Raw genomic sequence first — 26,025 nt, 5'->3', positions numbered from 1 at the left:
ACTATGAAAATATTTGAATAATTTTGTAAAATCAGGAATCACACATTAATTTTATTGTCAGTGTTAAAAAACATTCAGGCATCTAATTAATCGGTGTTGAATACATCATACAGAATTCCAATCATTAAATAGAATTAACAGCATACATATCATATGACAATAAAAATTAAAAAAATTTTAATTCCATATGATGCCACACCTAGCAGTGAAAAAGCTGTAAAAAAGATATTTCCATTAATTGACAAAGACTGCTCTAAAATCATATTCTTAACATGTATACATGACAAAGCAACATTTGGATTTTTTAAAACAAAATCCGATAGAAAAGAGATGGAGCAAGAAAAGGAAAAAAATAAGAAATATCATGAACGTCTAAAAAAAGAAGCCGACAAATTAGGAATACAAGCCAGTTCTAAAATTATAAAAAGTGATCTTGAATCAAAATCAATTATAGAATTTGCAAAGGATCAAAATGTGGATCTTATTGTAATGAGTAAATCAAAGATAGGAACTCATGCTGAAAGATTGTATTACAACAGTACAGTTGATGCAGTCTTTAAGAAGGCTCCATGTCCATTTTTGTATATCCCTTAGAATTTTATAAAATTATAATTTCTCACATGGGCCACCAATTTTTCTCCAACTTTTTCCACCCTCACGTCTACACTGAGTTTTGGTTATCTTCCTATACAAAACCCCTTTACAGTTTTCTTCTCGATAACACGTACCCAAGGTCCTAGTAGTACTTTTTTTTCCTAAATTGGAAGGTTTCTGGGTTTTTGCAGTAATTCTACCCATAGAAAGAGTGGGCTTTTTTTTAACAACACCTTTGCGCTTTGAAATTAGGGGTTTTTTGATTTTTGGAACCTTTGGTTTTCTAATCACAGGTTTACGAATAGACATAATTGAATTTAGTTGAAATAGTATTAAACCAATTCTAATGTGGTTAATTATTTTGTAGTTTCATTAATTCTAAAGTTTTAATATTTTTTACAAATACCGATTAGTTTTGATTCTAAAACATTCAAACTTATTAAAGAAAAGATGTACAAAAATTTATGGTAAGAGTTGATGAATGTTTCAAATGTGGAGCAAAAGAAAAAGATTCCAAATTAATTTTTAGGGCAAATGAACCTGTATTATGTGAAGAGTGCTACAAAAAGTCCGAAAAGTAATAATTCTCACATATTTTACAATATAATCTAAAATCAAAATAAAAAAATAAAAAAGTTATTTGGTTTGTGAAGCTCTCTTTAGAGCTTTTTGATAATCTGCCTTCTTTTTGCGTGCAGATTTTTCAGCAGTTCTCAATGCCTTTTTCATGCTTTTGACTTTGTTGTTTGATTTTTGAAGTTCTCTTTTTCTTTTGTTTGCTACTTGTTGTGCTCTTCTTTTTGCCTTACTAACAGCACTCTTTGCTTTTCTAACAGTTTTCTTGGCTTTTGTAGTTCTTTTCTTTACTTTTGTAGCAACTCTTCTTGCAGTCTTTTTGGCTTTGCGAACTGGTTTTTTTACTCCTCGTTTTACCTTTCTAGCGATAGAACGTTTTTTTGCTGCCATTAACTCAAAAATAAAATTGCCAGTAATTAATAACATTATCAGAAATTTTTAATGAAAACTCAACAAATACAACCATAATTTTGATCTATTTTTTAAAAGCGATCATAAAAAACAAATTCCAAAAAAACCACATCATCAAAAATACTATAAGGGATAATTGTATAATAGCATGTTATGATGAGTAAACCACCAAAACCATCATCATCTGAAGAGATTTGTCCTATGTGCAAGCGTGAAAAAAACAGGCACACGCGAGAAGAGATGCTTGCATGTTCTAGAAAATTACAAGAATTTAACAAAAAACCCACAGGAGGTGCAGGCATAGAGTAATTTTAAAAAAATTTATCTCAAAACAAATTTTTTTGTCAAGAACCTATTTCAAATAAGAAATTTACAAAAATTCATTGACTCAGATAGAGCACAGCAAAGAAAAGTTGGAAGATTATGAGAATCTACAAAAAGAGTACAAGCAACTTTTAGAAGAGTATGAATATATCAAATCAAAAAATTCTGAGGATTCCAAACTCCAAGAAAAAATTAAAGAATTAACTACAAAGCAAAAAGCGATCCAAGAGCTCTCTTCAAAATTATCCTAGTCATAAGACTAGATCAAGAATACTGTTTTGCACACTTCACAAATTGCTTGAGAAGTTTCTTTGTCAATCACTAGTGAAATTCCGGAAGAATGACATTTTGAACATAAACCTTTCATGGAAAGGTATCTTAAACTATAGAAAATTTGAAATTTCTGGTTGAAAGTTATTATATTCAAGTCAAGGGTTTTTTAGATTGACAGTTAACTATATTTTCAAAGAATAAGGTGGCATGATAAGAGAGTTTTTTGAGTTTATTTGGGAATTAGTTTCAGGAAATTAATTTATATTTTTTTAATGAAAAATTGGTTGAAAGAATTAGAGTTTTAATTATTTTCAATAGACCAAGAGTTACATTAAAGACGATGTTTTTGAGGTAGTGGTGCGAAGATACAAACCTACAATTTCATACAGGTTAAGAGAGATTCCAATAAAGCAGATCAGAGTATGGAAAGAGGCTCAGGCACGAAAACTCGATAGAGAAAACATTGCAGAGTTAGCAAAATCCATTAAAAATGAGGGATTGTTGAATCCACCTCTAGTTCAAAAAGAAAGTAAAAACACATTCTTGCTAATGTCAGGGCAAAGAAGACTTGCTGCAATGAAGAGGTTAGGTGCAAAGAAAATTCCAGTTCACGTTCTCACAAAACAAACATCGTATGATCTTGAGAATGCAAAAGCAGCATCAGTAGTTGAAAATATCCATAGAAAGGATATGAATCACAAAGAGATTGCAGATTCTTGTAAATTTTTAGCTGAACATGTAGGAAAATCAGCTGCTGCAAAATCAATGGGCATGTCAATTCCCACACTTAACAAATACTTGGGATTTGCAGGAGTTCCAGACAAATTAAAGGCACTTGTTCCACAATTAGTTTCACGAGACGAAATGACAAAACTTTACCAGATAACCCCAAACATAAAAAAAGCTGAAAAAATTGCAGGGCAAATTTCAAAACTAGATCCAAGTTTACGAAGAAGATACATCCAAGCATTATCCCAATCACCAAAATCATCTCATCAAAAATTGCTAAAGCGTGCAAGAACTATGCGAATCAAACAAAAATTATCAATTAAACTATCAAAGACAAACGCAAAAAAGCTTGCATCACAATCAAATAAAAAAGAACTTTCACCTGACGAATTTGCAGGAAAAATAATTTCAGATTATCTAAAACGTAGAAGAAATAGATGATTAGGTCAAAATTATTTCAATCCCACTTCTTCTTTCATTTTTGAAAAAGATTTTCCTTCACCATGTCGTAGAGATTTTGGTTTCATTTTAGATTCAGGATGTTTGTGAATTTCAATTTCAGATCCTTCTGCTTTAAACCCAATTTTTTCATGTGCACCGTCACAACTAGGCTGGGTTTGAGATCCGCCACATCTACACAAGGTAACAGTTGTTTTTTTATCTACCACTACTAGTAGAGGACCGTTTTCCTCTGCTTTGATTGTAACATTTGCCATAAACTATATTGTAAATGACTTCTCTTAAACATTACATGTAGTTTAGAAAATATTATTTCAACAAATGTCAATGTGTTTTATGATTTATTTTCAAGTATATTTTTTAGAATACCCATTAAGATATACATCTAACATGTAAAATCTCAAGCTTAATTTAACAACAATAGCTTAATTGTATTTTTTTGTTTTTTTGAAAAAAAAATATAGTTGGAATCAGAAGTAAAACGAGAAGAATGGAAATCAACTAGTGGTTTCATTTTAGCATGTATTGGATCAGCAGTAGGAGTGGCAAACATATGGAGATTTCCTTACATCGTGGGAGAAAATGGGGGAGGAGCATTTCTTGTTCCTTTTTTGATAGTAGTTGTAGGGCTAGGTGTAATTCTCATGATGTTGGAATTTTCAGTTGGAAAATATTTTCAATCATCAATTGTTAATAGTCTTAAAAGAATTAGAACAAAGTTAAAGTGGTTTGGTGTTCTAATTGCTTCAGTTTCGCTTGTAATACTAAGCTATTATTTGGTAATCATTGGTTGGATTGGATTTTATCTATCAAGTTTTTTGGTTTCAAACGTACTTGGTTTTGAAGATTTAGCCCAGACATATTTTTCATTAATCTCTTTTGTAGTAGTGACATTAATCGTAGTGTCCATTGTCAATAAAGGTGTAATTCACGGAATCGAGAAATTTAATAAAATTGCAGTAGTTTTTTTGATTGCCATACTAATTCCTTTTACAATTTATGCAATAACACTTCCAAATGCAATGGAAGGCATTACGTATTTTTTGAGGCCAGATTTTTCATCTTTGGTCAATCCTGAGATCTGGACTACAGCCTTAGGGCAGGCTTTCTTTTCACTGTCATTAGGTTCAGGAGCAATGCTGACATATGGCAGCTATTTGGGCAAAAGGCAGTTCTTACTTAAACCCACATCAACCATAATTGTAACAAATACAGGAGTGTCCATTTTGGCAGGAATTATAATATTTTCTCTAGTATTTTCAAACGCCCAAAGTCCTTCACAAGGATTACCATTAGTATTTAATATTCTACCAGAAATTTTTTCAAATATTGATTACGGAATGCAAATTGGCGCAATATTTTTTTCACTACTGTTTGTTGCAGGAATTACATCAGCAATAGGTTTGTTCCAAGTTCCAATGGCATCAGTTCAAGAATCATTTAGAACATCAAGGAGAAAAGCTGCATTTTTTGTGTTGGTATTGGTACTGATGTTTGGAATTCCATCTGCCTTGAGTTATTCACCAATATCACTTGAATTTCAAGAAGAAAAATTTCTAGATCTTTTAGATAAGATCTTTGGAACATATGGCATTACAATTGCAGAATTGGTGTTTGTAATTTCAGTAGCGTGGTTTATGAAAAAGAAAAGAATTTTAGAAAATTTAAACAAAAATTCAAGATATAATTTTCCAGATTGGACTATTCATGTGTTAAAATTTGTTGCACCAATGTTAATAATACTTACAGTTGTATCATCAATTTTATCTGAAAATTTTTAAGGTTTCTAATCATTAAATTTTAATTTCTATGAAAAACTTTCCTTTGAGTGTTTTATAGAAACTCTAGACATTATGGGTGCAAGAATTGTAGTAATAAATCCAACAGCAACTATTATTGAAAACATTGTCTCATCGATAATGCCTGCCTCTAACCCAATAACTGCGATAACAAGTTCAACCATTCCTCTACTATTCATAAGATAACCAATGACTTTGCTTTTTTGTGTTGAAAAGCCAACAATTTTTGCTCCAAGAAATCCTCCGCCTACCTTTCCAGCAATAGCTACTGCCAACAGCATCAAAAATAATGGAATTGAGCCGGACAAAGACTGAGCATGTAATTCTGTTCCTATGAATGCAAAAAATATTGGCGAGAAAAATCCAAATGTAATTTTACTATATACATCATTAATGGTTTCAAAATGTTCTTTGCCAATGATTTTTCTATATATTATCAAACCTGCAAAAAATGTTCCAATAATAAAATGAAGTCCTGCCATTTCAGCTAAAAGGGAAATACCAAATGTCACAATCAGCAATATTGCAAAGCCAGATTCTCTTGTCTTTAATTTTGAGAAAATAGGAATCAGTTTTCTAGGAACCTGGCGGCTAAATCTATTTAGCAAATAATCAACCAAAAATATGCCACCTACAAATGCAGCTATTTTTGCAGTAGATAGTGCAACTTTCATCATATCCAAAGATTCTTCAGGACTAGCACTGTCAGTTCCATTAACTGCCATTTGTAGAATTATTGCCAAGATAACTAGGGATAAAATATCATTGATGATGCCTGCAGTCATCACAGTGGTACCAAGTTTACTTTTCAATAGCTTAAATTCCATCAATACTACTGCACTTACGGGTACTGCAGTAATTGCCAGAGTCAGCGAAACAAACATTGATGTAATCATTGGTTGTCCTAATGCATCCATCAAACCATATGTTGCCAAAAATGGAATGCTAAAAGCAAGTAGAGATAAAACAATACCACGTTTTCCTGCCTTTTTGATTTCTTCTGGATGCAATTCCAAACCAGCTAAAAACATCAAGAAAAATACTGCAAGATCAATGAACACTAGAAAAGAGTCATCGATATGAACAATTCCAAGCAATGTCGGTCCAATTATAACTCCCGCTAAAAGATGGCCAACCATTGCAGGTAATTTAATTCGTTTAAAAACTTCTCCAAGAATAATTGCAGACACTAACAACACAAGAATATTAAATACAAATTCCTCAGACATGGGTTAAGTAATTTCCATCCATACAAATCTCTATCTAATTTTTAATTTGTACCAAACAATATCAAATATGTTTGACATTACCACAAGTTAAAACAAAATCTTGAATGTACCCAAAAAATGAAAAAATCATTGGATTGTGATTGTACCTTGCATCCAAGGATGCACTATACAAAAGTAGTCATACTCAAATGCAAGATCCAGTTGAACTGAATATGTTTTTCCAGGCATGATTAATCCACTATCAAATATTCCATCGGGACCTTCACTAGGATTTCCAGATGTTACAGTGTGTGGAATAGAGTCATGATTAGTCCATATTACTTCTCCTCCAGAATTCATTGTCGCATGTATAGGTAAGTAGCATGTGTCTGACTCTTCACAACCAGGAACGCCTGTATCTTGAGGAATACTAACCATTTCCAATAGTTTTCCTTCAGTTTGTTTGACAACTACAGGAACTTCAGGCATAGTATCTTCAATAATATCTCCGGTATTATCTACAAATTCAGATACTGAATTAGATTCTTCAATTATCTCTTCAGCGACATCTGGAATTTCAGAAATAATATCTTCAGTATTTTTTAAAGCATTAGATGTGACATCTTGCATGGAATTTGGAATGTCTTGTATCTCATTGGTGGTTCTATCAATAATAGCCTGACCTTGTGGTTGAATAGAGCCATCATTTGTGGCACTTACACTTCCCACAACACCAAGAAGTACTGCAGTTATAGCAACGGACATAATAATTCCAAATTTGTCGTTTTGGTTTTTCATTACTTACTTTTTGAATCGATTGTATATCATACTAGGTAAACACGAATTATGAAAATAAGCTTCAATTATCACATTTGAGAACAGATTACAAAATATAGTTTATCGTTTTGGGAATTTGCTTATTTTTTTAGATTTTTTCCAATAAAAATCAAAATAATCAATACACCAATCTAGGAACATAGTTCCATCGCCATAAAACATGTGTCGTAGATCAGGTTCCCCATCAGAAGTAGGGAAAACAATTCCAGCTTCATTTTCATTTAAAATTAAAACAGTTTTAGTTTTAGAAAGCTCCTTTCTCTCAATTTTTCCTTTCTGGATAAAATCATAATATCCCAATTTCTGTAAATTCGAAGTCCTGTCTTCAGGCTCATCTAGATCTTTACTGACTATATGTCGGTATTTTACACCATTTTTTATTCTTTTTAACAGAATTTCATCCATGCCAAGAGGCATTTCATTGGTAATATCATAAACAAATTCTTTAGAATTTTTGTAAATGCTTTTCCACTTGTTTAAAACATTTGTAACACCTTTGATGTGTTCACAATTTTCAAGCACCCCAAGTCTTCGACTAAATTTGATTGGCAATACGCCCACATCATGACTGGCAAAATACTTTTGATTCTTTGTTATAAAAAACATCAATGGCATTTGACTCAACATCAGCTGTCCAATTGTGGTAATATGAAAATGCTCATCAACACCTTTCTTTACAAATCCTGAATTTGATAATCGCTCAAGATTTCTATGGATTTCTTGAGAGGTAACATTAATTTTTTTAGCTAAAACTGATACTCGTAAGGGATGGGTGCTAAGATGTGAAAGAATCTTTAGTCGTTGTTCACTTGCTAATTCTAAAAAATTTGCAGATACAACTTCATATTTATCCATAATTACAGGAGTAGTTTGTGTATCCTTATTAAATATATTTTATAATACATTTCAAAATATTTTGAAAAATTATTTTTCAACGTGATTTTCATTTACGTGTTTTTTGACGATTTTTAGAAAAACGTTTTGAATATTCTTGAATAAGCATTAATGGAAATGGGGTAAATTCTATTGCTTCAAAATATAGTTTTAATTGTGAATCAGACAACGAATTAAGATATTTTTTAACATTTTCTTCAGTTTTGAGGTAATCATGATGAGGATCTAAAAGTTTTCTCATTAAAACAACTACAGCATATTTAGTTATAACAAATTATAAGCTTCAAATAATAATTTCAGCTATTTATTTTATTAAAATTCTCAAATTTTTTATTTTTTGCTTGAATTGTGTTAAGTTTTTTTGGATATATTTGGATCATCTCTTCGCTAAGTTTATGATTAGGTATGATAACTCGTATACCCTCATCAGATATCGCAGTAATTTTTGTTAAATGTAATCTTGTAATTTTACATTTAACATAATCAAATTCTATTGTATCACCTACATTGATTTGACTATTCAAAAATATGCTAATACCTGAAACAGTATTTTTTAATTGATTTTGTAATGCTATTCCAATAACTACAGCTACGGCACCAATTGAGGTAATCAATTCTAATGCAATATCAAATAATCCAAAGTGTATACCTAGATAAAGTATCTCACCCAAGGTAATAAAAATAAGAATTAACCCCAACAGCTTATCTGAGCCTTGAAGGTCCTGTAATTTTTGATTGATTATTTGTCTTGTAAAAAAATACAAGATACCAGTTATGACTAGAGATAATCCAGCAAAAAGTATTTCAGACAAATCTACCGAATCAAATCCTCTTCATAAAATTCTGCAATACTATCTTTGATTATAATTTCTGAATTCTTTTTGAATCTAAATAATTCAGTATAGTTGGCACCAATCATGCTCAAGTTCAATGATGCGCCATCACCTAATGCAACATAATGATGAGGTGTAAAACTATCTGTGCGTTTCCATCGCCCTCCCAACTTACATGTATCAAAAAGTTTTTGTTTTTTGACATTTTTTTCATGTAAAAGACTGGACTTCTCAGAATGAAGCAATTTTTCCATAGTCTTATTCCAAAGTTAAGTGATATAGTAATTCATAAGCTAGTATGTTTAAAATCATTTTTTGAGCTTATGGCATAATTGTCTCAATCATTCGTTTATCAAGATAATTGTATGAAGTCTCATTTTGGGCTATCTTTTTTTTACATTTTTTGCACAGTACATCTACTATTTGGACATCCATATCTATTTCCCCAACTGTTTTTTTGCAGTTTGAACATTTTATTACTTTTTTGTCATACAGATTCATTTGTAATTGTTCTAGAATACGAAAATACATAAAAACTCCTAAGCTTTGAAGATTATAATTAAAAAAATATTTTAAATCTTAATAAAATTAATTGTTTTTGTACAATGTAAGCAATTAATTTTTTAACAATTTTTCAAATATCATTATGGCACTATTTGCAATCACATCACAATTTTCATTTGGTTCAATTGAGATCATCACAACATAACCAAATATAGGAATTGATATCATATCAATTTTTGTTCTATGGCTAACAATGTATCTTAATGGACCAACATTATTATCAAAATCTTTTTCAAATAAAATACCCAAAACAGATTTTATGTATAGGGAACGTGATTTTTCATCAGATATAGGTAATTCAAGTTCTCTTTGTTTTTTGTCAAATATAAGATTGCCCATATTATCGAGAATGCCCACATATCTTACTGAATTGTTTGCAAGTAAAACATCACATGCATGATCTAATGATTTAGGGATAATCTGTGTAGACATTAATATTTTTTTGTGATTTAAATTCATATACGCATCTAAGCTGCACTTGTTAATTTCAGCTGATTTTGATATTAGAACTAAAGTAATTCTGGAGCTAAATTAATGCATGACAAAATTGAAACAACTACAAAAAATGGTTGACGAGAAAGGTGAGCTAATGGTAATGTCAGACACTGGTGAAAAATTTGAACTTCACAAACATAATGTCAAGTTTGATGAATCATCAGATCTTGTAGAAATTGATGGTGGAACAAAGAAATTTTGGCTAATCCCATCAAAGATTGCATACTATTGGACTCACGACAAAGCCCGAGAAGAATAGTTTGGGTTTTGGTCAACGAAGATAATAAACAATCATCCAAAACTTTTCCTTTATTTTAAACAGTTTTTTGATAATATTTCATCTAACACAACAAATCATCTAATTTTCCACGTTTAACCATATCCAGCACAAATGATTCTATCTTAGTGATACCACATCTAGGAAATTGTTTTGCAATATCTTTGTGATTTTTTATTACTATAGAATCCTCAAAAATGTATACGCTTAACTTGGAATCATCAAACGTCATGATAGAATTAATGGTGGCGCATCATATAGTGTAATAACACTTCGTACGTTATCTAGAGGACGTATGCTAGATAAGACAAAATTTTTGACATCGTCAGAGTCCATCTCGGTTTTTACAATACAATCATATGCGCCAATTACAGGGATTGCTTCTTTGACACCAGGTAATTTTCTAATAGTTTCTGCCGTCTCTATATTTTTATTTACTGTGCAAGTAACTAGTAGAAAACAAACTCCCATGGGTGTTTTTGTTAAAAACTATTATTATTACTTCATAAGCTGATTTGTTTAATTTCAAATAATTTGTTGATAATTAGTTATAGATGATGATGATGTATTTTATGCTCAATGTCTAAAAATAAGGATTTAGAAGATTATGAAAGAAAACGACTAGAAAAATGGCAGATTGGAAGAAAACATTACCCATAGGATGTAAACAGGCGTTTTTAAAAATCAAAACAATAGCACTACAGAAAAAGATACAATTATTTTAAAAAAATATTTTCTAGTTTTATGATCTTAAAATTTTGTTGTATATAATATGCCTAAGTTTTATAAGCTAATTAATTGAAAATAAGCTAACAATTTTACAAATCATAATAACATTTTGTCATCAATAACACCCATGAAGCAAATACTAGAGTATTGTTTTAAGAATAAACACACATCACCCATTACAGACATCAATACAGGAGAAGTATGTTGTAGTGATTGCGGGATGGTGTTAAAAGAAAAAATAGTTGATCAAACTAATGGACCAGGTACTTTTACAAATGAAGATTATCTCAAAAATGTACGTAACGGACCTCCCTCAAAAATTGCAATGTCAAACATGTCAAAATCTTCAGTAATTTCTAAAAAAAATATTGATGCAGTAGGAAAAAGAATTTTGTCCGATAACAAGGCCCATTTCTCAAGAATGAGGTTATGGGATTCACGGAGTAAAAATAGCAGTAAGGAAAGAAATTTGATGAGAGCATTTACAGTACTAGATGCATATGCCAGTAAGCTCAGCATCCCAGAGAATGGAAAAGAGCATGCAGCCTATATTTACAGAAAGGCAGTAAGCAAGGACATCATACGAGGAAGTTCCATTCCATCCATGATGGCAGCATCCGTTTACGCTGCATGTAAACAATTAGGAATTCCAAGAAGTATGGACGATACATCAAAAGTAGCAGATATCAGCAAAAAGAAGCTTTCACGAACATACAAAAGACTTGTAAAAAATCTAGAACTTAAAGTAAGTTCCTTTAATACAGACTATGTCTCCAAAATTTCAAATACATTAGCAGTTAGTGAAAAAACTGCAAGACTGGCAGCAAAAATAATCTATGATCTAAAAAAAGAGAATTTGCATGTAGGGAAAAATCCAATTGGAATCACAGCTGCATCACTTTATCTTTCTGCCATTAATTATGATGAACATATTTCCATGCAGAAAATTTCTAAAAAAACAAACATCAGCACTGTTACAATTCGTAAAATGACAAGACTACTTAGACCATTTGCTGCAAAATACCTAAAAAGCATAGACATTGAGGCATAAAACAAAAGTGAATTGTATGACTCAAACACAAAATAATGAAAAAATAAAGTATTATGAAGATCTTCAAAAAGAATACGAAAAGCTTGCTGCAGAATACAGAGACATTGAATCAACTAGTCCACATAGTTTAGCATTATCTGAAAAGATCAAAGAAATGCTTGAAAAACAAAAAGAGATTCATAAACTATCCTTGGAATTAGTTTAGATTATTTAGTAATCAAAAAAGAGAAAACTTTATGAAATTAGTTGAATATTTTTTGACATGAATATAGCAATAATTTTAGGTTCTGTGAGAAGTGACAGAAATGGTAAAAGAGTTAGTCAGTACATCATAGAAAAGATTAAGGATAGAGGTCACACGGTATCATTAGTGGATCCAATGCAGTTGGATTTACCGATTCTAGATAGAATGTACAAAGAAATGAAAAATCCAGAGCCAAAATTTCAAAAACTGCAAAACATGATAATTTCTGCTGACGGATACGTGCCAATCACTCCAGAATACAATCACACCACATCTGCCGCATTAAAAAATACTCTTGACTATTGTCTGGAAGAATACTTTTTCAAACCTTCTGCCATAGTTTCCTATTCTGTGGGTGCCTTTGGAGGAATTAATGCAGCACAGCACTTGCGACAGATTTTTGCAGAATTAGGTTCCCCTTCAATTCCTTCTTCTCTTCAAATTTCAAAAGTACATGAGGCAATAGATGAATCAGGGAATCTTTTGCATCAAGAATACGAGAAAAGAATTGAGCGTTTTCTAGATGAGTTTGAATGGTACCTTACAGCATTTAAGAATCAAAGGGAAAAGGGAACCCCCTACTAATTTCTTAGAGCGAACAACCTTAGGAAGGAATTTGATCTTCTTCAAGTATCTTTTCTACTTTTTTTCGGCGAACAGTGCAGTACAGACCCACTTCTTTGCACTTTGGACATCCAAGATACTTGTAGTCAACTATGACAAAAATTTTGTTTTCTTACATAAAAAAAATTCTATTGATTCATACCAGCAAAAGGAGTTCATATGGAATTTGCATACAAAATTGATTTGTCAGGCACAGACACTTATTTCTTAACTACTTTTTTTGTCTTATGCAGAGCCTTTGCGCTCATTTTTGCAGTCTTTAGTTTTTTGATTAAACTCAAACCAATTTTAAGAAATTTGAATGCAGAAAATATCGGAATTAATATCAACATTACAATGTCAATCCAATACTTTTTTACAAATTTTTTTGGATCATTTACTTTTTTGTATTTTAATACCAAATCAAGTATCAACAATACAACCAATGGCCATATCAATCCATCAAAGAAAGATTTCCATTCAATGGGAATCAATAGCAGTGGTTCAGATAACCCAATTGTCTTGTATTCAAATGCAAGAATGCCGATAAAAAATAACAAGACAACCCCAATTATTGCATAGTCTACGAATTTTGAATCAAACTTTTGAAACAGATTAACATAATTCAAAAAACTTTCACCTCATAATTAATCAAAAAAATATTTAGAATTTCTTTATTAAAATAGCGAGAACGCTGTGAAAAAAGTTCACAGAGTTGGTCTGGTCTAGGGAAACGGTGTTCTCGCATAACAAATTGTAAATTGATTGTAACCATATATTTTGGTAAGCTGATCAGCTTACCGGTAATCCAACATTGTTACTACATACTATGTAAAACAACATCATAGTATAATCATGAAAACACAACAAATCTCAAACTGGGATAAAACTGTTCATGCTCCATTTAGAAAGGTCGTGAAATTCGATCTTATCTGCATGGGTATTGGTGCAATGATTGGCATGGGTGCAGGAGCATATCTTGTTGCTAGCAATTTACTTGGTTAGCAACAATCTTTCTTTTTTAAATCCAGGTTCTTTAGTAAATTTGGCTTGTTTTTCTTGTAGTTTTTTGCACAGATCACAATCCAAGATGAGGGTTATTCTCTTGCGCAATCATTGAAGAGATAATTTTTTCTCGTTCACACGTCTGCGGCTTTCAAAAATTATACCAAATTTTTTTCAAATCAAGTTTTTAGAGATTATTTTACTATAGTTACCGGAGCCTTTGCTTTGTGTAATACAAAATTAGAGGTACTGCCAAAGAATAGTTCTTTAGGAAATCCCATTCCACGCGAGCCTATTACAATTTGATCAATCTTGTTTGCAGGATTATTAGCAAATGTAGTTAAATCAATACCAGAAGTATGGCCAGCAATTACAATTCCTTCAAATTCAATTTTGTTTTTTTCTACTTTTTTCTTGGCAATATTCATTAACGCTTTTGCTTTCTGCTTCCATTTTTTCATTGGAAGTATAGGTGCACGAACAGCAGAAAAAGCACTAAAGCTAGTATCGCTATGGACACCAACAATAATAGTATCAGATTGTTTTGCAAACGAAATTGCTTTGTCTAATCCCCTAAGTGAATTTTTAGAACCATCTAAGCAAACCATAATTCTTTTTGTCATTTATGTTCTATTCTTCATGACTGTATATTAATAAATAGAAAATATGATTTTCAATTGTGAATTCAAAAAGATTTGAATGGTTTTTAAAATAATTTGAATAAAGATACAGGAGAGCCGACTAGTCTCCCCCGCCCTCAGGCCATAAGACCTGACGAACAATATACATTACAAAATTTGTATAAAAGCACTAAAAAATTCCGAGCCTAAAATCCCAGTAAAACAGAGTTTCCAGTAGCAGAGTCAAAGAATAGTTTTCCTGCAGCAATCAAAATTACAACAGAGACTAGAATTTGCAGATATCTCTCTTTGATATCAATAGATAGTCTGGCACCAACCAGTCCTCCAATAAAGGAACCAATTGCAAGAAATCCAGCTTGAATAAAGTCAGGGTGTCCCAAAAGACTATGAACTATCACACCAGAAGATGAGGCAAACAACAATATCATTTGAGATGTTGGTGCAGCTTTTTTCATTGCCATTCCCATCCCAACTACCATTAATGGAACAAACACAATACCGCCTCCTATTCCAAAAAAAGATGATATTATTCCTGCAAAGAAACTAGCACCTGCAACAAAGACCATCATTTGTATCGAAGTCTTTTTTTCTTTTGTTTCGATTCGTTTTCTCAAGAAGATGTAAGCTGCAGATGCAATCAGTACAAAACCAAACAATATTTTAAAAATATCAGGAGCAACATCACTTGATACAACTGCACCCAAAACAGTTCCAGGAATAGACAGCAAGCCAAGTTTTAATCCCAAAGAGTATTCAATTCGTTTCTGTCTAGAATACGAAATAGTAGATGCAACAGCATTGCTAAGAGCTGCAAATAGACTGTTACTTGCCGCAGTAGTTGGAGGAAATCCCAAAAAAGTCAAAACAGGAACCACAATAATTCCCCCACCTAATCCAATCATAGAACCGAGCACACCTGCCACAAATCCTAAAAGAATAAACCAAAGATGATCAATCATTGTATTTGCCAATCAAAGAATTTTGTCGTATATAATTAGACGTGCTTTAGAATAATTAATGTCTGCAACACAGAACTATCCATTGAGGTAATTTCCAAAACAATTTCAGTATTGGCCAAATTATCAATTTTTGATTTGATATTACGCTTATCAGAATCATTGTAAAAGGTGTGCACAGCACCTATCCAGTCAGAAATGGATTGAAAGTTTGATTCCTCTTCTCCCCAGCACTCACATACTAGTGTTTGAATCACGGTCTCAAAGATTGCAAATGTTTTTTCCTTGTCTGATTCCAAAGTATCAGTTTCAAGGTTAACTATTGCAAGAATTGGAGATGCAGTACTTCCACCAATGTTAATATTTCCAATTGTGTTTCCATTAGAATCTAAAACAGCTGTAGTTGTACAGTATTCCACATTTTTTGCAAATCCTTTTTCAAAAAACGTACAATATCTACTAACAGTGTGATCAGTTATTGCAGTAGGAGATGAAACAAAGACATCATGTTCTTTTAAGGAATTTTGAATTTTCTCAATGTCATAATAAGTAAAACCAGAATCATAAATTGGAGTTGACAGAGATTCAGTTGGCTCTTCAGGAATTAACATTGCAGATAATGCAATAGCTGCAATGCCAAGAATAATTGGAATTACAATTAACTTGTTCACAACAAACAACTTTAGCATTGAGAAATAAGGTTTTGCAATCCTAAATTGAAATTATAGTCAAAACAGAATCTTTTGTAATATTATTTTGTTCAATAAATCCAGCAGTTACTTCAAGAACATAAAGTGCCTCATTTTCAGGCACTACACTTTGACATGTAGCAATTTCCAGAGCAGCTTTGCATGGAGGAACATCTTGCTCTATGTGAACTACTTTGCCATGTTCATCAAACCAGATCATATCAAGTGGAAATTGCATGTTAAGCATCCACAAAGAGTATAGTCCAGGTTCACTAAAGACGAAGATCATACCTTGATCGTAAGGTAATTGATCTTGAAACATCAAGCCACGAACACGTCTGGGTTCAGTGTCTGCAATTTGGACCTCAAGCGGGACATCATCAACTTTGATCGTACCACGTGGGAATTCAACTGACTCTAGTTTACTCTCACTAGGAAGAGACATCAAGCCCACAACCCCAATAATTACTGCAGCAATTGTGATAGGAATTAGTGCTTGTGCCCTAGTAGTCACGATACAATTTGGATACGCCTTTTAAAATACGTTAATTATTTTTAGAATTTAGGACATTTATAGAAACAATAATCAATTGTAATGTTGCCTGAAGACAAAACACTTCCAAAAGACATTGATTCAGATTACAGTCTTCCTGGACGATATGAAGAAAGTAATTCAACATATCATGAACCAATTAAACATGAAGAGATACCGCCAAGACCAAAAAACAAGAGTCTGGCGATAGCCATAATTGCATTTGTAATTGTGTCATCAGGATTCTTTTCATATTATTTTATCAACCAAAGTGAAATTGATTCAGAAATTGTTCAAAGCACACTAAACATGAGTCCTGAGCAAATATTGGCAAATCAATACAGTGTTGGCGAGTATGGAAGTGATCATGCCCATGCAGCAATACTTGTCGTAGTAGACGGAGAGCAACTGAACTTTGGCTTGCCACAGTTTCAACTATCAAGCAAATACATTCACTTTGAGGATCATAATCCATATCTCATTCACAAGCATGCAACAGGAGTACCATTAGAGATGCTCTTTGTATCAATGGGGTTAGAGGTTTCAGAAAAATGTATTTTTGTAGAGTATGATTTTTCAAAAAATACTAATGAGTTTTGTGCAGAAGGAAAAAAATCAGTTCAGGTTTATCTAAATGGTCAAAGATTTCCATCAGACATTTCACAATATGAAATCAAACATAATGACAGAATACTGATCACACTAGATGAGAAATCAATTTCAAAGCATTTGAAATATCTAGATTCATTTGAGATATTTGATGTGCCAAAAAAGCCATCAATTAATTCAGGAAAAGATATTTTCATCTAGAGTCAGTGATTCATTACAGATGTTTTAAAATCACTAATTGAAGAAAATGTGTTTTTTGTCTGGTGACCAATATCATTAATTGTTGCGCTGTTGTATTTCTTTTCAAGATATCTACCTGCAACAATCATTGGACCTCCTATAGCACAAGTAACACCTGTTGGCTCTGGTACCCACAACATCAAAAATCCAATTTTTTGGAGTTTTTTGCCAGGTGCAGGGGCCTTTTGTAATGCACCTAATGAACGGGCAGTATGTTTATCATCTATTTTTGCAACATCAGAATACAAATTTGCTCTGCGTTTTGCAGATTCAGAGATTTTTCGTAGTTTTTCTAGTCGTTCCTTTAGGGGGTCTGCCATTCCTAAGTGTAATCTAGAAGAAAATAGTTAAGATTCAAAGATCAACAACGATTACTTCTGAGTCAACAAAGAGTAACCTAAAATCCACAAAAAAGACACTCAATTATAGTAGATGGGATTTAGATACAAAGATTACATGAAATCTAAAAACTCAAAGAGACTAGATTCCATCAAAGCTGCACACCAATCAGAAAAAACTCGTTCCAGTGCCAGAATGGAGGATTACTTGGAAATTATTTTAGAGTTAGTGGAATTAAAGGGATATGCAACTACTCTAGATATTTCAAGATACATGAATGTAAGTGCTCCAAGTGTAACTAAGATGCTACAAAGACTTGATGAAGGTGGATATCTAGAATATGAAAAATATCATGGAATCAATCTAACAGACAGGGGAACTCAAGTAGCTGAAGGCATTAAACAAAAACATGGGATACTGTTAGAGTTTTTTGAAATACTAGGTATCGGATATGATACTGCAAATCAAGATACAGAAGGAATAGAACATCATTTGAATCCAAAAACAAGCAAACAATTAAGAAAATTCATTACATTTCTAAAGGCAAATCCAAAAATTATTGAAAATTTTAAAAATCTTTGAGAAATAATTGGATGTCGTTTTGTGAGGATGCAAGCTTCATCAAGTTTCTTGCAACATCAGAGCGTTTTGGAATTTTAATTTGACCCTTTTTTCCAATTCTAGCAGACGTGATATATTCGTCATGAACATAAATGTCAGCATGCATTGTAGTGTACTCTTTGCTTACAGTTAGAATCAGTGCAGTCTTTGATTCTGAAAATGTAAACGGTAGATCATTTGAATCTAAATCAAAGTGCTCAGAGTCCTTTTTGACAACATCTACATGAACCTGAAGCGATTTTTCAATCTCATTAATGTTGGAACCACCTCTTCCAATAATTGATGGGATGTACTGCTCATCTACCAGCACCCGGACCCTATTATCAGTAAGGATTTCAACTTTAGCATGAGGATCATATTTTTTAAAAGTCTCACGAATTTTGTCTTCTGCCAGTTTCTCTATTCCTACTTTGGTTCTTTTCCCAACAGGAACTATCACATTTTCTTCTCCAAATGTGTAGATTTCATGCTCTAGCGTGTTATCATCAAAGTTTCTGATTTCAATTACAGGTCTAGCAAGATCAGATTCTGTCATACCAGAAGGCACCTTTACCTTTAATTCCAAATCATAGACCTTTTGGATTTGTCCGTCTTTGACAAAGACCACAGTATCCAAAACATTGGGGATTATCCCTAACTCAATTTTTCCAATGAATCTCTGAATTGCATCAAGTGGAGAGTTTGCATGAACAACTCCCACCATTCCAACACCAGTCAATCTCAAATCAGCAAATGTTCTAAAGTCTTCTCGTCTTCGAACTTCATCAAATATGGTATAATCAGGACGGACCAAAAGTAAGATGTCAGCAGTATTATCAAAACTTCCATCAAGTTTACTATATTGAGTTATTCCAGGTTCAACTTGCAAATCACGTGGAGATTCAAAGGTTTTTACAATTTTTCCTTTGTTATGATAGAAATTGGCAAGACCTGATGCCAGTGTACTTTTTCCAGAGCCAGGAGCTCCCGAGATTACAATTCCTTCAGCTCTGTTGGATAAACGCTCCATTAGTTTTTCAGACATGTTATAGTCTTCAAGGGATAGTTGTATTATTGGATGAACAATTGTAATCTCAAATGATTCAGAGAAAGGTGGATGTGTTATTGCAATTCTGTAATCATCAAGCTGAACTACTGATGCACCAGTTTTAGAAATTTCAATGGTACTAGAGTCATCAGTATTTGCAACATCTAATATTTGGGATGAAACCATCTCCAAATAATCTCGTGAAAGAATGTCATCACTAATTTTTGTTAGTAAAAAGGCACCAGGCTTGCCTCTTTTAGCAAGAGGTTGCTGATTCTCCTTTAGATGAACGCTCATTGTTTTATCATCAAAAAACTTTAGAAATTCTAAAGTCTGTTTTTGTACTTGTGCTTTTAGAAATACAGTTTGAACACCTTCTGCCTGTGCAACCAAATGTTGGACATTATCAGAGGTGTAAAGAATCGCATCGTTTTGTTTTGCCATATCAGTAATTATTGCATCAATTCTTCCACTTCCTGCAAGTTTGATTTCATCAGTGGAGAGATGGTTTCCCTTTAAAACTACCTCCAATCCAAAACTGCCAGACAATTCTTTTAATTTACGAATTTTTTCTAGTCCCACAAATCCTTGTTCTTTTTTGTTTGATGCTTGGGATTGTAGTTCATCTAAAACTGCTTGAGGGATTATCACTTGAGAATTTCTAATAGAGCCTTTTTCAATCTGAACAATTAATTGACCATTAATAACAACACTAGTATCAGCGACAATTTTAGACAAATTCTTTACAAATTCTAAATAAAATGTGTCCTAATTATCGTTTCCTGAAATATTACTAAGTACTTTTAGTACGCTGTTAAAGTCTAAAGGTTTTGAAATGTAAGATGTGGCCCCAGAAGATAGACACTGATTGGTAATTTTTTGATCATCACCTGTAGTAACCAATATAATTTTTGTATTAGAGTCAAATGCAGTTACATCATGTACAACTTCCAAACCATCTTTTTTTGGCATAGCCAAATCAAGTAAAAGAATTTCTGGATTATGTTGTTTATAGAAATCAACTGCTTCAGCACCATCAACTGCCTCGGCAATTATTCATGCAATCTCTAAAGTAAAAGAAGGGGGTTGGGTGAAAAGACAAAATACAAAGCAATACAGACCAAGGCTCAATATTTTCCGTAACACTTTCAAAATCTGAAACAGGCGACCAACCAAGACACCCCTATAGAAACTGCTTAAAGAAAATAAGCTCTGAGAACTAAAATCACTCACAATCCTCAAAAAATGTCAATTTGACAAAATATAGTATGGATGAGCACGAAAAAAACAAAGAATTTTACAAAAACTGCACAAAATACTTTGAATTCCTACGAAAAGTAGGAAAGACAGACTATGAGTTTGAAGACGAATACTATTTCACCATGCCTGCAATTTCCAATAGGTAGACACCAGAAGATTTAGGAATGCCATAAAGTTTCATAGCATATGGATACTCAGTTAGAAGAATTTGCAGACTATGCAATAAAATACGCAGTGAATTCAGGTGTTCAATATTGTGATGCAAGAGCTGAAGAGCAAGAAAGAAAATCAACGTTAATTGAAAATGGACAAACAGAGTATGTCAGATCAGTTAACGATTCAGGGATAGGAATCAGACTAGTAAAAGATGGGACATGGAGTTTTTGCTCAATTACAAATCCAAAATCAAATGAGCAAATTAAAAATGCAATTGACGAGTCAATTAAAAACTCAACTCATCATGCAAAAAATAAAAAAGAACAATTCTCCCTTTACCCAAACTCTGCTATAAATAAAAAGATAGACTATCCAATTTTAGAAAAACCAGAATTAGAAAAATTAATCAAAATAGGTATGGAATGTGATAAAATTATTTCAGATACTTCAAAAATTATCAAATCAGTCGTTAACCCATGGTACACTAACAATTCAAAATATTTTACAAGCAGTGAAGGTTCTCAAATTCTCCAAAATTTTTCAGACGTAGTAATTGAGATGATTGCTACTGCACATGAATCAGGATTAACGCAATCAGTAAACATCACAGAGGGAGGAAGAGGGGGAATGGAGCAAATTACAAACAAAGCCCAAAAAAGCGCACAAAATATTACAAAAAAAGCATCAGAATTGCTATCAGCAAAGCCTGCAAAAGAAGAAAAAGCAACCGTAGTAATGAATCCTGATTTTGTTTCGTTGTTAACACATGAGATTTTAGGCCATCCATCAGAGGCAGACAGGGTTTTGGGAAAAGAAATGGCATGGGCTGGAGGGGCATGGTGGAAAGGAAGACTAGGAGAGAAAATAGGTTCTGAAAAATTAAACGTGTTTGATGATCCGACCATTAAAGAAAGTTTAGGATGGTATCATTTTGATGATGAGGGAGTTGAAACCAAAAAGACAACTCTAGTCAAAGAAGGAGTTTTAAAAAATCATATGCAAAACAGAGAGACTGCAAAAACTTTCAATGTCACACCTACTGGAAATATGAGGGCTACAAACTACCGATTCATGCCTTTGATTAGAATGGCATGTACATGTATTGGGAATGGAGATTGGAATGTAGATGAAATGATAAAAGAAGTAAAGAGTGGATATCTGATTTCAAATATGAAAATTCCATCAATAGACATGAAGAGATACAATTGGAGTATATCATGCCAGTATGCACAAAAAATTGATAATGGTGAAGTGACAGATTTGCTAAGAGATGTCATAGTAATGGGTACTGCTCCAGAATTTTTCCAATCAATTGACGCATGTGGAAATGACTTTACAGTAAGACCAATTACAAATTGCGGTAAAGGAGATCCAATGCAATCAATGATTATGGGAAATGGAGGACCTTCAATTAGAGGAACTGCAACTGTAAAGAGCGTGAACTAGATGGAAAGATTAGAAACCGTTAGACAAAAAGTAATAGAGTGCACAAAATGTGATTTGTGTAAAACAAGAACAAATTCTGTCCCAGGAAAGGGCAATTTTCAATCAGAAGTAGTGTTTGTAGGAGAAGCCCCAGGAAGAAATGAAGACAAAAACGGAGAACCATTTGTAGGAGTAGCAGGAAAGAAACTCTCAGCAGCACTTGAAGAAGCAGGAGTGTCCAGAGATGAAGTATACATTACAAATGTTGTAAAATGCAGACCGCCAAACAACAGAGTTCCAAGCACAAAAGAGAGAAGTACCTGTCAAGAATATCTTAAAAAAGAGATTTCAATAATAAAGCCAAAGATAATTTGTGTTTTAGGAAATACTGCCTTTAATTCAATTTTAGGAGGATCAGAGATTACAAAATTTAGAGGAAAACTAGTAAGAAAAGACAAACAATTGTATTTTTTGACAATTCATCCGGCTGCAACAATATACAACCAAGAGTTAATCTCTACATTAGAGGGAGACATTGCAAAACTCTTTGATTTAATCAGAGAATTAAAAAATGACAAACAAGTTCCGATAGATATTGAGTACACTTCCTAGGAAATTTTATCTTCAAGATACAGTTACTGTTGCAAAGAATCTTTTAGGCAAAAAAATTATTAGAAAAATAGGAAGAACAGAAATTTCAGGGATAATTACAGAAACTGAAGCTTATAGACACAAAGACGATCCTGCAAGTCATGCATTTAGGAAAATTACTGATAGAAACAAAGCAATGTTTGGAGATGTAGGGATTGCCTATGTCTATTTTACATATGGAATGTACTATTGCTTTAATGTAGTCGCTAAAAATCCAAAAACAGATGCAGGTGCAGTTTTGATTCGTGCAATAGAGCCAGAAAAAGGAATAAAGAAAATGCTACAAAATAGAAAGAAAAAAGATTTGAAAAATCTCACAAATGGACCTGCAAAACTAACTCAGGCATTAGAAATTACCAAGAAGCACTATGGTGTAGATTTGACAAAAAATTCAAAATTATACATTGTTGAAGGCATAAAGCCAAAAAAAATCATATCATCACCTAGAATAGGGATTAGAGAGGCAACAGACAAGTTGTGGAATTTTAAAATGAGTATCTAGTCTTTGTTGTTTTCATCTAATGTCCATGGAGCAAATCGACCAAGGATTCTTTGCCAATCTAGTCTCAAAAGCAATACAACAACTGCAGTCATCATAGCACCAAAAATAATAATTCCAATGTAAACGGGAGTAGCATCATCAATGTCTTCTAAGAATGGCTCAACTAAAGACAAGCCAAGATAATGTGATACAAATACAATAGTATAACTTAGAACAAATTTTCCGGTTAATGTTGCAATAAAGAATCGTTTTGGATTGTATTTTGCAAGTCCTAGTGGAACATAAACTAAATCATCAGGGATAGGTGTAGCTGCTGCAAAAAATGCAGCACCTGCGCCGTATCTTTTTACCAATCTTTCAAATGGGCGCATTCTTTTTCGTGTTTTTTCGTTGATAATTTTTCGTCCACCATAGCTGACATAGAATATGATCTGTTTTGCAACAGTTGCTGAAACTGCAGACAAGATTGCCAAGACGTGCAGATCAAATTGATCACCTACAGACATTGTAGCTAGTAGTAGAAATCCAGGTAATGGGACAAATGGAACAAGTGATCCGAAAAAGTTGACAAGTGTTAAACTAAGATAACCTACTTCAGGCGCAAATGGAAAAAGGTCAACAAAATCCACTGTTCAAACTATTTTCATGTATTATTTAATTAAAACTAGATCAAAAAGTGTTACAATCATTAAAATATCATATTTTAACAGAACCAGTAAATGGAAAAAAAAGAATATGAAGAGATCTGTGATGCCATAGCATCAATTAGTCCTTTCATTAGATTTGTAGGAGTAATAGGCGAAAGTGGAGATTTATTGGCGTATAAAAGAAGGCCAGATTTGATTCCCTTGTTGAATGAAAAAAACACACAGTATCAATTCTCTCATATTGCCATCAAGACTGACTTGGAGGGATTTTTTGATAAAAATCTAGGCGAAATTGAGTTTGTATGGGAAGAAAGAAAAAAAGTTCAAACAATATCATTTGCAATAAAAAAGGAAAGAGTTTGGATATCAATTGATAAAAAAGTAATCAGATCAGAGGTGCTCAGGATTATTGATTCCTGTTTACCAATTGTAAAAAAACATTCTTAGAAATTGAAGTGCCCATATTGTGAAATTGATTTAGATTCACTTAGTATGACAAATGGACTAAAACATATTTTAGAGCATAAAAAAGAAAATCAAAATTAACTTTTTTGTATAACCATAATTATCAAAAAGTATGGATGAGTCTGATGAGATTCAAAAATTAATTGACGAGATTAGTTTTAGAAAATCAAATTCTAAAGATTATAAAAAGATGAAAACAGAGGAGATAAGCAGAGAGCTCAGAGACATTATGAAATTTGAACAAGAGTCTTTTAGAAAGATTGAAGAGTTTGAGAAGACACAAAACAATCCAGATTTAATAAAATACGCAAAAATAATTTGTAGAAACACTACACAAAGAGAGATCGCACAGATTCAAGAAGTGTATTTAGAAAAAATTGATGAAGAATATCTAAAATCAAAATAGACTACTTGTCTTCATATAGCCAACATCGAACATATCCAGTATCAGTTTTAAATTTTGGTGGGAGTTGTTTGCATTTTTCAATAACTAAAGGACATCTATCAATGAATCGGCATTGTGTCGGGGCCTCAAGTAAGCTTGGGGGAATTCCTTTGATGTATTTTGGTTTGCCTCCTTTTAGTGTTGGAATGGATTCTAAAAGTCCTTGAGTGTAAGGATGTTTTGGGTTTTTGTAGATTTCTTGAGAAGAGCCAAATTCTACCATTTGGCCTCCATACATTATACCGATTTTGTCGGCAATCTCAGATAGTACGGCCAAATCGTGCGTAATTAGCATAAATGACATGCCTGACTTTTTTAGAGATTTTAAGAGATTGACAATTTGAGCTTGAATCAAAACATCAAGAGCAGTAGTAGGTTCATCGGCAATCACAAATTTTGGTTTTAGCAGTAGGGCCATAGCAATTACAACTCTTTGTTTCATTCCGCCGCTAAGCTCATGAGGGTATTTTTTGAGAACATTCTCATCAAGATTGACAGAACTCATGGCATCAGATATCACCTGTTTTGAGTGTCCTTCAAAATTATGTTGTTTGAGCACTTCGAGAAATTGTTCATTAATGGTAAAAACAGGATCAAGGGAGTTCATTGCTCCTTGAAATACCATAGAGATTTTCTTCCATCGAAATTTTTCATTAAAGATGTTCTCATCAATATCCAATATCGGATCATCATCAAAGATGATCTCACCTTGTGTTTTACCACCTACCAACATTCGAATGATAGACAATCCCAAAGTGCTCTTTCCACATGCACTCTCACCTGCAATTCCTATTGATTCGCCATCATCTAATGAAAAGTCAACATCATCTACTGCATAGACTGAGCCTTTTGAGGAATCATATCTAGATGTTAATCCATTAACAGCTAGAAATGCCATATACTTTCATATCCAAA

The 26,025-nt window shown here is 32.7% G+C and carries 40 protein-coding genes; 18 read left to right on the top strand and 22 right to left on the bottom strand.

From position 1 onward, the window contains the following. The first annotated feature begins 153 nt into the window (after positions 1-153). Entirely contained in the window at positions 154-594 is a 441-nt protein-coding gene (locus NPIRD3C_RS05350; protein WP_148703177.1) for a universal stress protein, read from the top strand. Between the two features lie 12 nt (positions 595-606). Here the strand turns inward: NPIRD3C_RS05350 and NPIRD3C_RS05345 are convergent, their stop codons facing one another. Then, on the bottom strand, positions 607-903 hold the full coding sequence (locus NPIRD3C_RS05345; RefSeq protein WP_148703176.1) for a hypothetical protein: 297 nt from the start codon (positions 901-903) through the stop codon (positions 607-609). A gap of 327 nt (positions 904-1,230) precedes the next feature. Further along, entirely contained in the window at positions 1,231-1,560 is a 330-nt protein-coding gene (locus NPIRD3C_RS05340) for a hypothetical protein (protein ID WP_148703175.1), read from the bottom strand. Positions 1,561-1,734: 174 nt separating this feature from the next. Between NPIRD3C_RS05340 and NPIRD3C_RS10620 the strand changes: the two genes are divergently transcribed. From NPIRD3C_RS10620 to NPIRD3C_RS05330, 3 genes are all read left to right on the top strand, one after another. Beyond that, the gene (locus NPIRD3C_RS10620; RefSeq protein ID WP_182126887.1) at positions 1,735-1,890 is read left to right on the top strand and encodes a hypothetical protein; all 156 of its coding nucleotides are present in this window, start codon (positions 1,735-1,737) and stop codon (positions 1,888-1,890) included. A 74-nt stretch (positions 1,891-1,964) separates the two neighbouring features. Then, a complete protein-coding gene (locus NPIRD3C_RS05335; RefSeq protein WP_148703174.1) occupies positions 1,965-2,156 on the top strand; it encodes a hypothetical protein in 192 nt (63 codons plus the stop codon). Between the two features lie 376 nt (positions 2,157-2,532). After that, the gene (locus tag NPIRD3C_RS05330) at positions 2,533-3,348 is read left to right on the top strand and encodes a ParB/RepB/Spo0J family partition protein (RefSeq protein WP_148703173.1); all 816 of its coding nucleotides are present in this window, start codon (positions 2,533-2,535) and stop codon (positions 3,346-3,348) included. A gap of 11 nt (positions 3,349-3,359) precedes the next feature. Here NPIRD3C_RS05330 and NPIRD3C_RS05325 read toward each other — a convergent pair whose 3' ends face one another. After that, positions 3,360-3,623, bottom strand: a complete 264-nt coding sequence (locus tag NPIRD3C_RS05325; protein ID WP_148703172.1) for a CDGSH iron-sulfur domain-containing protein — start codon at positions 3,621-3,623, stop codon at positions 3,360-3,362. A gap of 207 nt (positions 3,624-3,830) precedes the next feature. Here NPIRD3C_RS05325 and NPIRD3C_RS05320 point away from each other — a divergent pair, with 207 nt between their 5' ends. Further along, complete coding sequence (locus tag NPIRD3C_RS05320) at positions 3,831-5,147, top strand: sodium-dependent transporter (RefSeq protein WP_148703171.1); 1,317 nt, start codon at positions 3,831-3,833, stop codon at positions 5,145-5,147. A gap of 26 nt (positions 5,148-5,173) precedes the next feature. Here NPIRD3C_RS05320 and NPIRD3C_RS05315 read toward each other — a convergent pair whose 3' ends face one another. From NPIRD3C_RS05315 to NPIRD3C_RS05280, 8 genes are all read right to left on the bottom strand, one after another. Beyond that, positions 5,174-6,394, bottom strand: a complete 1,221-nt coding sequence (locus NPIRD3C_RS05315; RefSeq protein ID WP_148703170.1) for a cation:proton antiporter — start codon at positions 6,392-6,394, stop codon at positions 5,174-5,176. A 126-nt stretch (positions 6,395-6,520) separates the two neighbouring features. Further along, positions 6,521-7,138, bottom strand: coding sequence for a cupredoxin domain-containing protein (locus NPIRD3C_RS05310; RefSeq protein WP_160272876.1), 618 nt, complete (start codon positions 7,136-7,138; stop codon positions 6,521-6,523). A 132-nt stretch (positions 7,139-7,270) separates the two neighbouring features. Beyond that, entirely contained in the window at positions 7,271-8,065 is a 795-nt protein-coding gene (locus NPIRD3C_RS05305; protein WP_148703168.1) for a helix-turn-helix transcriptional regulator, read from the bottom strand. Between the two features lie 88 nt (positions 8,066-8,153). Next, a complete protein-coding gene (locus NPIRD3C_RS05300) occupies positions 8,154-8,345 on the bottom strand; it encodes a hypothetical protein (protein WP_148703167.1) in 192 nt (63 codons plus the stop codon). 55 nt (positions 8,346-8,400) lie between these two features. Beyond that, positions 8,401-8,916: a mechanosensitive ion channel domain-containing protein gene (locus NPIRD3C_RS05295; RefSeq protein WP_148703166.1), complete on the bottom strand. Its 516-nt coding sequence runs from the start codon at positions 8,914-8,916 to the stop codon at positions 8,401-8,403. Positions 8,917-8,918: 2 nt separating this feature from the next. After that, complete coding sequence (locus tag NPIRD3C_RS05290) at positions 8,919-9,191, bottom strand: hypothetical protein (RefSeq protein ID WP_148703165.1); 273 nt, start codon at positions 9,189-9,191, stop codon at positions 8,919-8,921. A 67-nt stretch (positions 9,192-9,258) separates the two neighbouring features. After that, a complete protein-coding gene (locus tag NPIRD3C_RS05285; protein ID WP_148703164.1) occupies positions 9,259-9,468 on the bottom strand; it encodes a hypothetical protein in 210 nt (69 codons plus the stop codon). An 84-nt stretch (positions 9,469-9,552) separates the two neighbouring features. After that, positions 9,553-9,933: a DUF6659 family protein gene (locus tag NPIRD3C_RS05280; RefSeq protein ID WP_148703163.1), complete on the bottom strand. Its 381-nt coding sequence runs from the start codon at positions 9,931-9,933 to the stop codon at positions 9,553-9,555. A gap of 106 nt (positions 9,934-10,039) precedes the next feature. On the opposite strand from NPIRD3C_RS05280, the gene NPIRD3C_RS05275 reads away from it, so the two are divergent. After that, complete coding sequence (locus NPIRD3C_RS05275; protein ID WP_148703162.1) at positions 10,040-10,255, top strand: hypothetical protein; 216 nt, start codon at positions 10,040-10,042, stop codon at positions 10,253-10,255. 246 nt (positions 10,256-10,501) lie between these two features. On the opposite strand, the gene NPIRD3C_RS05270 is transcribed toward NPIRD3C_RS05275, so the two are convergent. After that, positions 10,502-10,744, bottom strand: coding sequence for an Lrp/AsnC ligand binding domain-containing protein (locus NPIRD3C_RS05270; protein ID WP_148703161.1), 243 nt, complete (start codon positions 10,742-10,744; stop codon positions 10,502-10,504). Between the two features lie 385 nt (positions 10,745-11,129). On the opposite strand from NPIRD3C_RS05270, the gene NPIRD3C_RS05265 reads away from it, so the two are divergent. The 3 genes from NPIRD3C_RS05265 to NPIRD3C_RS05255 are packed head-to-tail and all read left to right on the top strand — an operon-like array spanning position 11,130 to position 12,882. After that, complete coding sequence (locus NPIRD3C_RS05265; RefSeq protein WP_148703160.1) at positions 11,130-12,053, top strand: transcription initiation factor IIB; 924 nt, start codon at positions 11,130-11,132, stop codon at positions 12,051-12,053. A gap of 16 nt (positions 12,054-12,069) precedes the next feature. Continuing rightward, on the top strand, positions 12,070-12,258 hold the full coding sequence (locus tag NPIRD3C_RS05260) for a hypothetical protein (RefSeq protein WP_148703159.1): 189 nt from the start codon (positions 12,070-12,072) through the stop codon (positions 12,256-12,258). Positions 12,259-12,315: 57 nt separating this feature from the next. Then, on the top strand, positions 12,316-12,882 hold the full coding sequence (locus NPIRD3C_RS05255) for an NADPH-dependent FMN reductase (protein WP_148703158.1): 567 nt from the start codon (positions 12,316-12,318) through the stop codon (positions 12,880-12,882). Between the two features lie 239 nt (positions 12,883-13,121). Here the strand turns inward: NPIRD3C_RS05255 and NPIRD3C_RS05250 are convergent, their stop codons facing one another. Next, positions 13,122-13,529: a hypothetical protein gene (locus NPIRD3C_RS05250; protein ID WP_237087608.1), complete on the bottom strand. Its 408-nt coding sequence runs from the start codon at positions 13,527-13,529 to the stop codon at positions 13,122-13,124. Between the two features lie 226 nt (positions 13,530-13,755). Between NPIRD3C_RS05250 and NPIRD3C_RS10615 the strand changes: the two genes are divergently transcribed. Beyond that, positions 13,756-13,905, top strand: coding sequence for a hypothetical protein (locus tag NPIRD3C_RS10615; RefSeq protein WP_182126881.1), 150 nt, complete (start codon positions 13,756-13,758; stop codon positions 13,903-13,905). 194 nt (positions 13,906-14,099) lie between these two features. Here NPIRD3C_RS10615 and NPIRD3C_RS05245 read toward each other — a convergent pair whose 3' ends face one another. The 4 genes from NPIRD3C_RS05245 to NPIRD3C_RS05230 all read right to left on the bottom strand — a co-directional run bounded on the left by NPIRD3C_RS05245 (position 14,100) and on the right by NPIRD3C_RS05230 (position 16,705). Then, the gene (locus tag NPIRD3C_RS05245; protein ID WP_148703157.1) at positions 14,100-14,528 is read right to left on the bottom strand and encodes a universal stress protein; all 429 of its coding nucleotides are present in this window, start codon (positions 14,526-14,528) and stop codon (positions 14,100-14,102) included. A gap of 203 nt (positions 14,529-14,731) precedes the next feature. Further along, positions 14,732-15,505, bottom strand: a complete 774-nt coding sequence (locus NPIRD3C_RS05240) for a sulfite exporter TauE/SafE family protein (protein ID WP_148703156.1) — start codon at positions 15,503-15,505, stop codon at positions 14,732-14,734. A 35-nt stretch (positions 15,506-15,540) separates the two neighbouring features. Further along, positions 15,541-16,173 (bottom strand): hypothetical protein, encoded by a 633-nt coding sequence (locus NPIRD3C_RS05235; protein ID WP_237087607.1) that lies wholly within the window; start codon positions 16,171-16,173, stop codon positions 15,541-15,543. Between the two features lie 40 nt (positions 16,174-16,213). Next, a complete protein-coding gene (locus tag NPIRD3C_RS05230) occupies positions 16,214-16,705 on the bottom strand; it encodes a DUF192 domain-containing protein (RefSeq protein WP_148703154.1) in 492 nt (163 codons plus the stop codon). Between the two features lie 81 nt (positions 16,706-16,786). Here NPIRD3C_RS05230 and NPIRD3C_RS05225 point away from each other — a divergent pair, with 81 nt between their 5' ends. Then, positions 16,787-17,533: a hypothetical protein gene (locus tag NPIRD3C_RS05225; protein WP_237087606.1), complete on the top strand. Its 747-nt coding sequence runs from the start codon at positions 16,787-16,789 to the stop codon at positions 17,531-17,533. 2 nt (positions 17,534-17,535) lie between these two features. Here the strand turns inward: NPIRD3C_RS05225 and NPIRD3C_RS05220 are convergent, their stop codons facing one another. Continuing rightward, positions 17,536-17,892 carry a hypothetical protein gene (locus NPIRD3C_RS05220; protein ID WP_148703153.1) on the bottom strand — a complete coding sequence of 119 codons (357 nt, stop codon included), beginning with the start codon at positions 17,890-17,892 and terminating at the stop codon, positions 17,536-17,538. A gap of 136 nt (positions 17,893-18,028) precedes the next feature. Here NPIRD3C_RS05220 and NPIRD3C_RS05215 point away from each other — a divergent pair, with 136 nt between their 5' ends. Then, the gene (locus tag NPIRD3C_RS05215) at positions 18,029-18,493 is read left to right on the top strand and encodes a metal-dependent transcriptional regulator (RefSeq protein ID WP_148704136.1); all 465 of its coding nucleotides are present in this window, start codon (positions 18,029-18,031) and stop codon (positions 18,491-18,493) included. Here NPIRD3C_RS05215 and NPIRD3C_RS05210 read toward each other — a convergent pair. Further along, the gene (locus NPIRD3C_RS05210) at positions 18,480-20,297 is read right to left on the bottom strand and encodes a PINc/VapC family ATPase (RefSeq protein WP_148703152.1); all 1,818 of its coding nucleotides are present in this window, start codon (positions 20,295-20,297) and stop codon (positions 18,480-18,482) included. The two genes, NPIRD3C_RS05215 and NPIRD3C_RS05210, sit on opposite strands and share 14 nt — an antisense overlap. 30 nt (positions 20,298-20,327) lie before the next feature. Further along, a complete protein-coding gene (locus tag NPIRD3C_RS05205) occupies positions 20,328-20,552 on the bottom strand; it encodes a response regulator (RefSeq protein WP_237087752.1) in 225 nt (74 codons plus the stop codon). Positions 20,553-20,827: 275 nt separating this feature from the next. Here NPIRD3C_RS05205 and NPIRD3C_RS10610 point away from each other — a divergent pair, with 275 nt between their 5' ends. From NPIRD3C_RS10610 to NPIRD3C_RS05190, 4 genes are read left to right on the top strand one after another with little or no spacing between them, the layout of a single operon-like run. Then, a complete protein-coding gene (locus NPIRD3C_RS10610) occupies positions 20,828-20,965 on the top strand; it encodes a hypothetical protein (protein ID WP_182126876.1) in 138 nt (45 codons plus the stop codon). A gap of 40 nt (positions 20,966-21,005) precedes the next feature. Continuing rightward, positions 21,006-22,421, top strand: coding sequence for a TldD/PmbA family protein (locus tag NPIRD3C_RS05200; protein ID WP_148703150.1), 1,416 nt, complete (start codon positions 21,006-21,008; stop codon positions 22,419-22,421). After that, positions 22,422-23,012 carry a uracil-DNA glycosylase gene (locus NPIRD3C_RS05195; protein ID WP_148703149.1) on the top strand — a complete coding sequence of 197 codons (591 nt, stop codon included), beginning with the start codon at positions 22,422-22,424 and terminating at the stop codon, positions 23,010-23,012. After that, positions 22,996-23,553, top strand: coding sequence for a DNA-3-methyladenine glycosylase (locus NPIRD3C_RS05190; protein ID WP_148703148.1), 558 nt, complete (start codon positions 22,996-22,998; stop codon positions 23,551-23,553). Before NPIRD3C_RS05195 ends, NPIRD3C_RS05190 begins: the two co-directional genes overlap by 17 nt. Here NPIRD3C_RS05190 and NPIRD3C_RS05185 read toward each other — a convergent pair. Further along, positions 23,550-24,182 (bottom strand): VTT domain-containing protein, encoded by a 633-nt coding sequence (locus NPIRD3C_RS05185; RefSeq protein ID WP_148703147.1) that lies wholly within the window; start codon positions 24,180-24,182, stop codon positions 23,550-23,552. The genes NPIRD3C_RS05190 and NPIRD3C_RS05185 overlap by 4 nt on opposite strands. A 90-nt stretch (positions 24,183-24,272) precedes the next feature. Between NPIRD3C_RS05185 and NPIRD3C_RS05180 the strand changes: the two genes are divergently transcribed. Then, positions 24,273-24,647, top strand: coding sequence for a DUF6659 family protein (locus NPIRD3C_RS05180; RefSeq protein ID WP_148703146.1), 375 nt, complete (start codon positions 24,273-24,275; stop codon positions 24,645-24,647). A gap of 130 nt (positions 24,648-24,777) precedes the next feature. Further along, positions 24,778-25,071 (top strand): hypothetical protein, encoded by a 294-nt coding sequence (locus tag NPIRD3C_RS05175; protein WP_148703145.1) that lies wholly within the window; start codon positions 24,778-24,780, stop codon positions 25,069-25,071. Position 25,072: 1 nt separating this feature from the next. Here NPIRD3C_RS05175 and NPIRD3C_RS05170 read toward each other — a convergent pair whose 3' ends face one another. Then, complete coding sequence (locus NPIRD3C_RS05170) at positions 25,073-26,008, bottom strand: ABC transporter ATP-binding protein (RefSeq protein WP_148703144.1); 936 nt, start codon at positions 26,006-26,008, stop codon at positions 25,073-25,075. Positions 26,009-26,025 lie beyond the last annotated feature (17 nt).

This window comes from Nitrosopumilus piranensis, assembly GCF_000875775.1.
In the GTDB taxonomy this organism is placed as follows: domain Archaea; phylum Thermoproteota; class Nitrososphaeria; order Nitrososphaerales; family Nitrosopumilaceae; genus Nitrosopumilus; species Nitrosopumilus piranensis.
Note: the sequence above shows the minus strand (reverse complement) of the source record. Positions and strands in the feature narration are given on the sequence as shown.

Coding starts and splice junctions, on each gene's coding strand:
- NPIRD3C_RS05325 (WP_148703172.1), bottom strand. CDS start 3,623: ATGGCAAATGTTACAATCAAAGCAGAGGAAAACGGTCCTCTACTAGTA.
- NPIRD3C_RS05340 (WP_148703175.1), bottom strand. CDS start 1,560: ATGGCAGCAAAAAAACGTTCTATCGCTAGAAAGGTAAAACGAGGAGTA.
- NPIRD3C_RS05170 (WP_148703144.1), bottom strand. CDS start 26,008: ATGGCATTTCTAGCTGTTAATGGATTAACATCTAGATATGATTCCTCA.
- NPIRD3C_RS05270 (WP_148703161.1), bottom strand. CDS start 10,744: ATGGGAGTTTGTTTTCTACTAGTTACTTGCACAGTAAATAAAAATATA.
- NPIRD3C_RS05285 (WP_148703164.1), bottom strand. CDS start 9,468: ATGTATTTTCGTATTCTAGAACAATTACAAATGAATCTGTATGACAAA.
- NPIRD3C_RS05260 (WP_148703159.1), top strand. CDS start 12,070: ATGACTCAAACACAAAATAATGAAAAAATAAAGTATTATGAAGATCTT.
- NPIRD3C_RS05175 (WP_148703145.1), top strand. CDS start 24,778: ATGGATGAGTCTGATGAGATTCAAAAATTAATTGACGAGATTAGTTTT.
- NPIRD3C_RS10620 (WP_182126887.1), top strand. CDS start 1,735: ATGATGAGTAAACCACCAAAACCATCATCATCTGAAGAGATTTGTCCT.
- NPIRD3C_RS05220 (WP_148703153.1), bottom strand. CDS start 17,892: ATGGCAGACCCCCTAAAGGAACGACTAGAAAAACTACGAAAAATCTCT.
- NPIRD3C_RS05310 (WP_160272876.1), bottom strand. CDS start 7,138: ATGTCCGTTGCTATAACTGCAGTACTTCTTGGTGTTGTGGGAAGTGTA.
- NPIRD3C_RS05200 (WP_148703150.1), top strand. CDS start 21,006: ATGGATACTCAGTTAGAAGAATTTGCAGACTATGCAATAAAATACGCA.
- NPIRD3C_RS05275 (WP_148703162.1), top strand. CDS start 10,040: ATGACAAAATTGAAACAACTACAAAAAATGGTTGACGAGAAAGGTGAG.
- NPIRD3C_RS05345 (WP_148703176.1), bottom strand. CDS start 903: ATGTCTATTCGTAAACCTGTGATTAGAAAACCAAAGGTTCCAAAAATC.
- NPIRD3C_RS05350 (WP_148703177.1), top strand. CDS start 154: ATGACAATAAAAATTAAAAAAATTTTAATTCCATATGATGCCACACCT.
- NPIRD3C_RS05315 (WP_148703170.1), bottom strand. CDS start 6,394: ATGTCTGAGGAATTTGTATTTAATATTCTTGTGTTGTTAGTGTCTGCA.
- NPIRD3C_RS05180 (WP_148703146.1), top strand. CDS start 24,273: ATGGAAAAAAAAGAATATGAAGAGATCTGTGATGCCATAGCATCAATT.
- NPIRD3C_RS05300 (WP_148703167.1), bottom strand. CDS start 8,345: ATGAGAAAACTTTTAGATCCTCATCATGATTACCTCAAAACTGAAGAA.
- NPIRD3C_RS05255 (WP_148703158.1), top strand. CDS start 12,316: ATGAATATAGCAATAATTTTAGGTTCTGTGAGAAGTGACAGAAATGGT.
- NPIRD3C_RS10610 (WP_182126876.1), top strand. CDS start 20,828: ATGGATGAGCACGAAAAAAACAAAGAATTTTACAAAAACTGCACAAAA.
- NPIRD3C_RS05265 (WP_148703160.1), top strand. CDS start 11,130: ATGAAGCAAATACTAGAGTATTGTTTTAAGAATAAACACACATCACCC.
- NPIRD3C_RS05195 (WP_148703149.1), top strand. CDS start 22,422: ATGGAAAGATTAGAAACCGTTAGACAAAAAGTAATAGAGTGCACAAAA.
- NPIRD3C_RS05240 (WP_148703156.1), bottom strand. CDS start 15,505: ATGATTGATCATCTTTGGTTTATTCTTTTAGGATTTGTGGCAGGTGTG.
- NPIRD3C_RS05215 (WP_148704136.1), top strand. CDS start 18,029: ATGAAATCTAAAAACTCAAAGAGACTAGATTCCATCAAAGCTGCACAC.
- NPIRD3C_RS05280 (WP_148703163.1), bottom strand. CDS start 9,933: ATGTCTACACAGATTATCCCTAAATCATTAGATCATGCATGTGATGTT.
- NPIRD3C_RS05225 (WP_237087606.1), top strand. CDS start 16,787: ATGTTGCCTGAAGACAAAACACTTCCAAAAGACATTGATTCAGATTAC.
- NPIRD3C_RS05305 (WP_148703168.1), bottom strand. CDS start 8,065: ATGGATAAATATGAAGTTGTATCTGCAAATTTTTTAGAATTAGCAAGT.
- NPIRD3C_RS05290 (WP_148703165.1), bottom strand. CDS start 9,191: ATGGAAAAATTGCTTCATTCTGAGAAGTCCAGTCTTTTACATGAAAAA.
- NPIRD3C_RS05245 (WP_148703157.1), bottom strand. CDS start 14,528: ATGACAAAAAGAATTATGGTTTGCTTAGATGGTTCTAAAAATTCACTT.
- NPIRD3C_RS10615 (WP_182126881.1), top strand. CDS start 13,756: ATGAAAACACAACAAATCTCAAACTGGGATAAAACTGTTCATGCTCCA.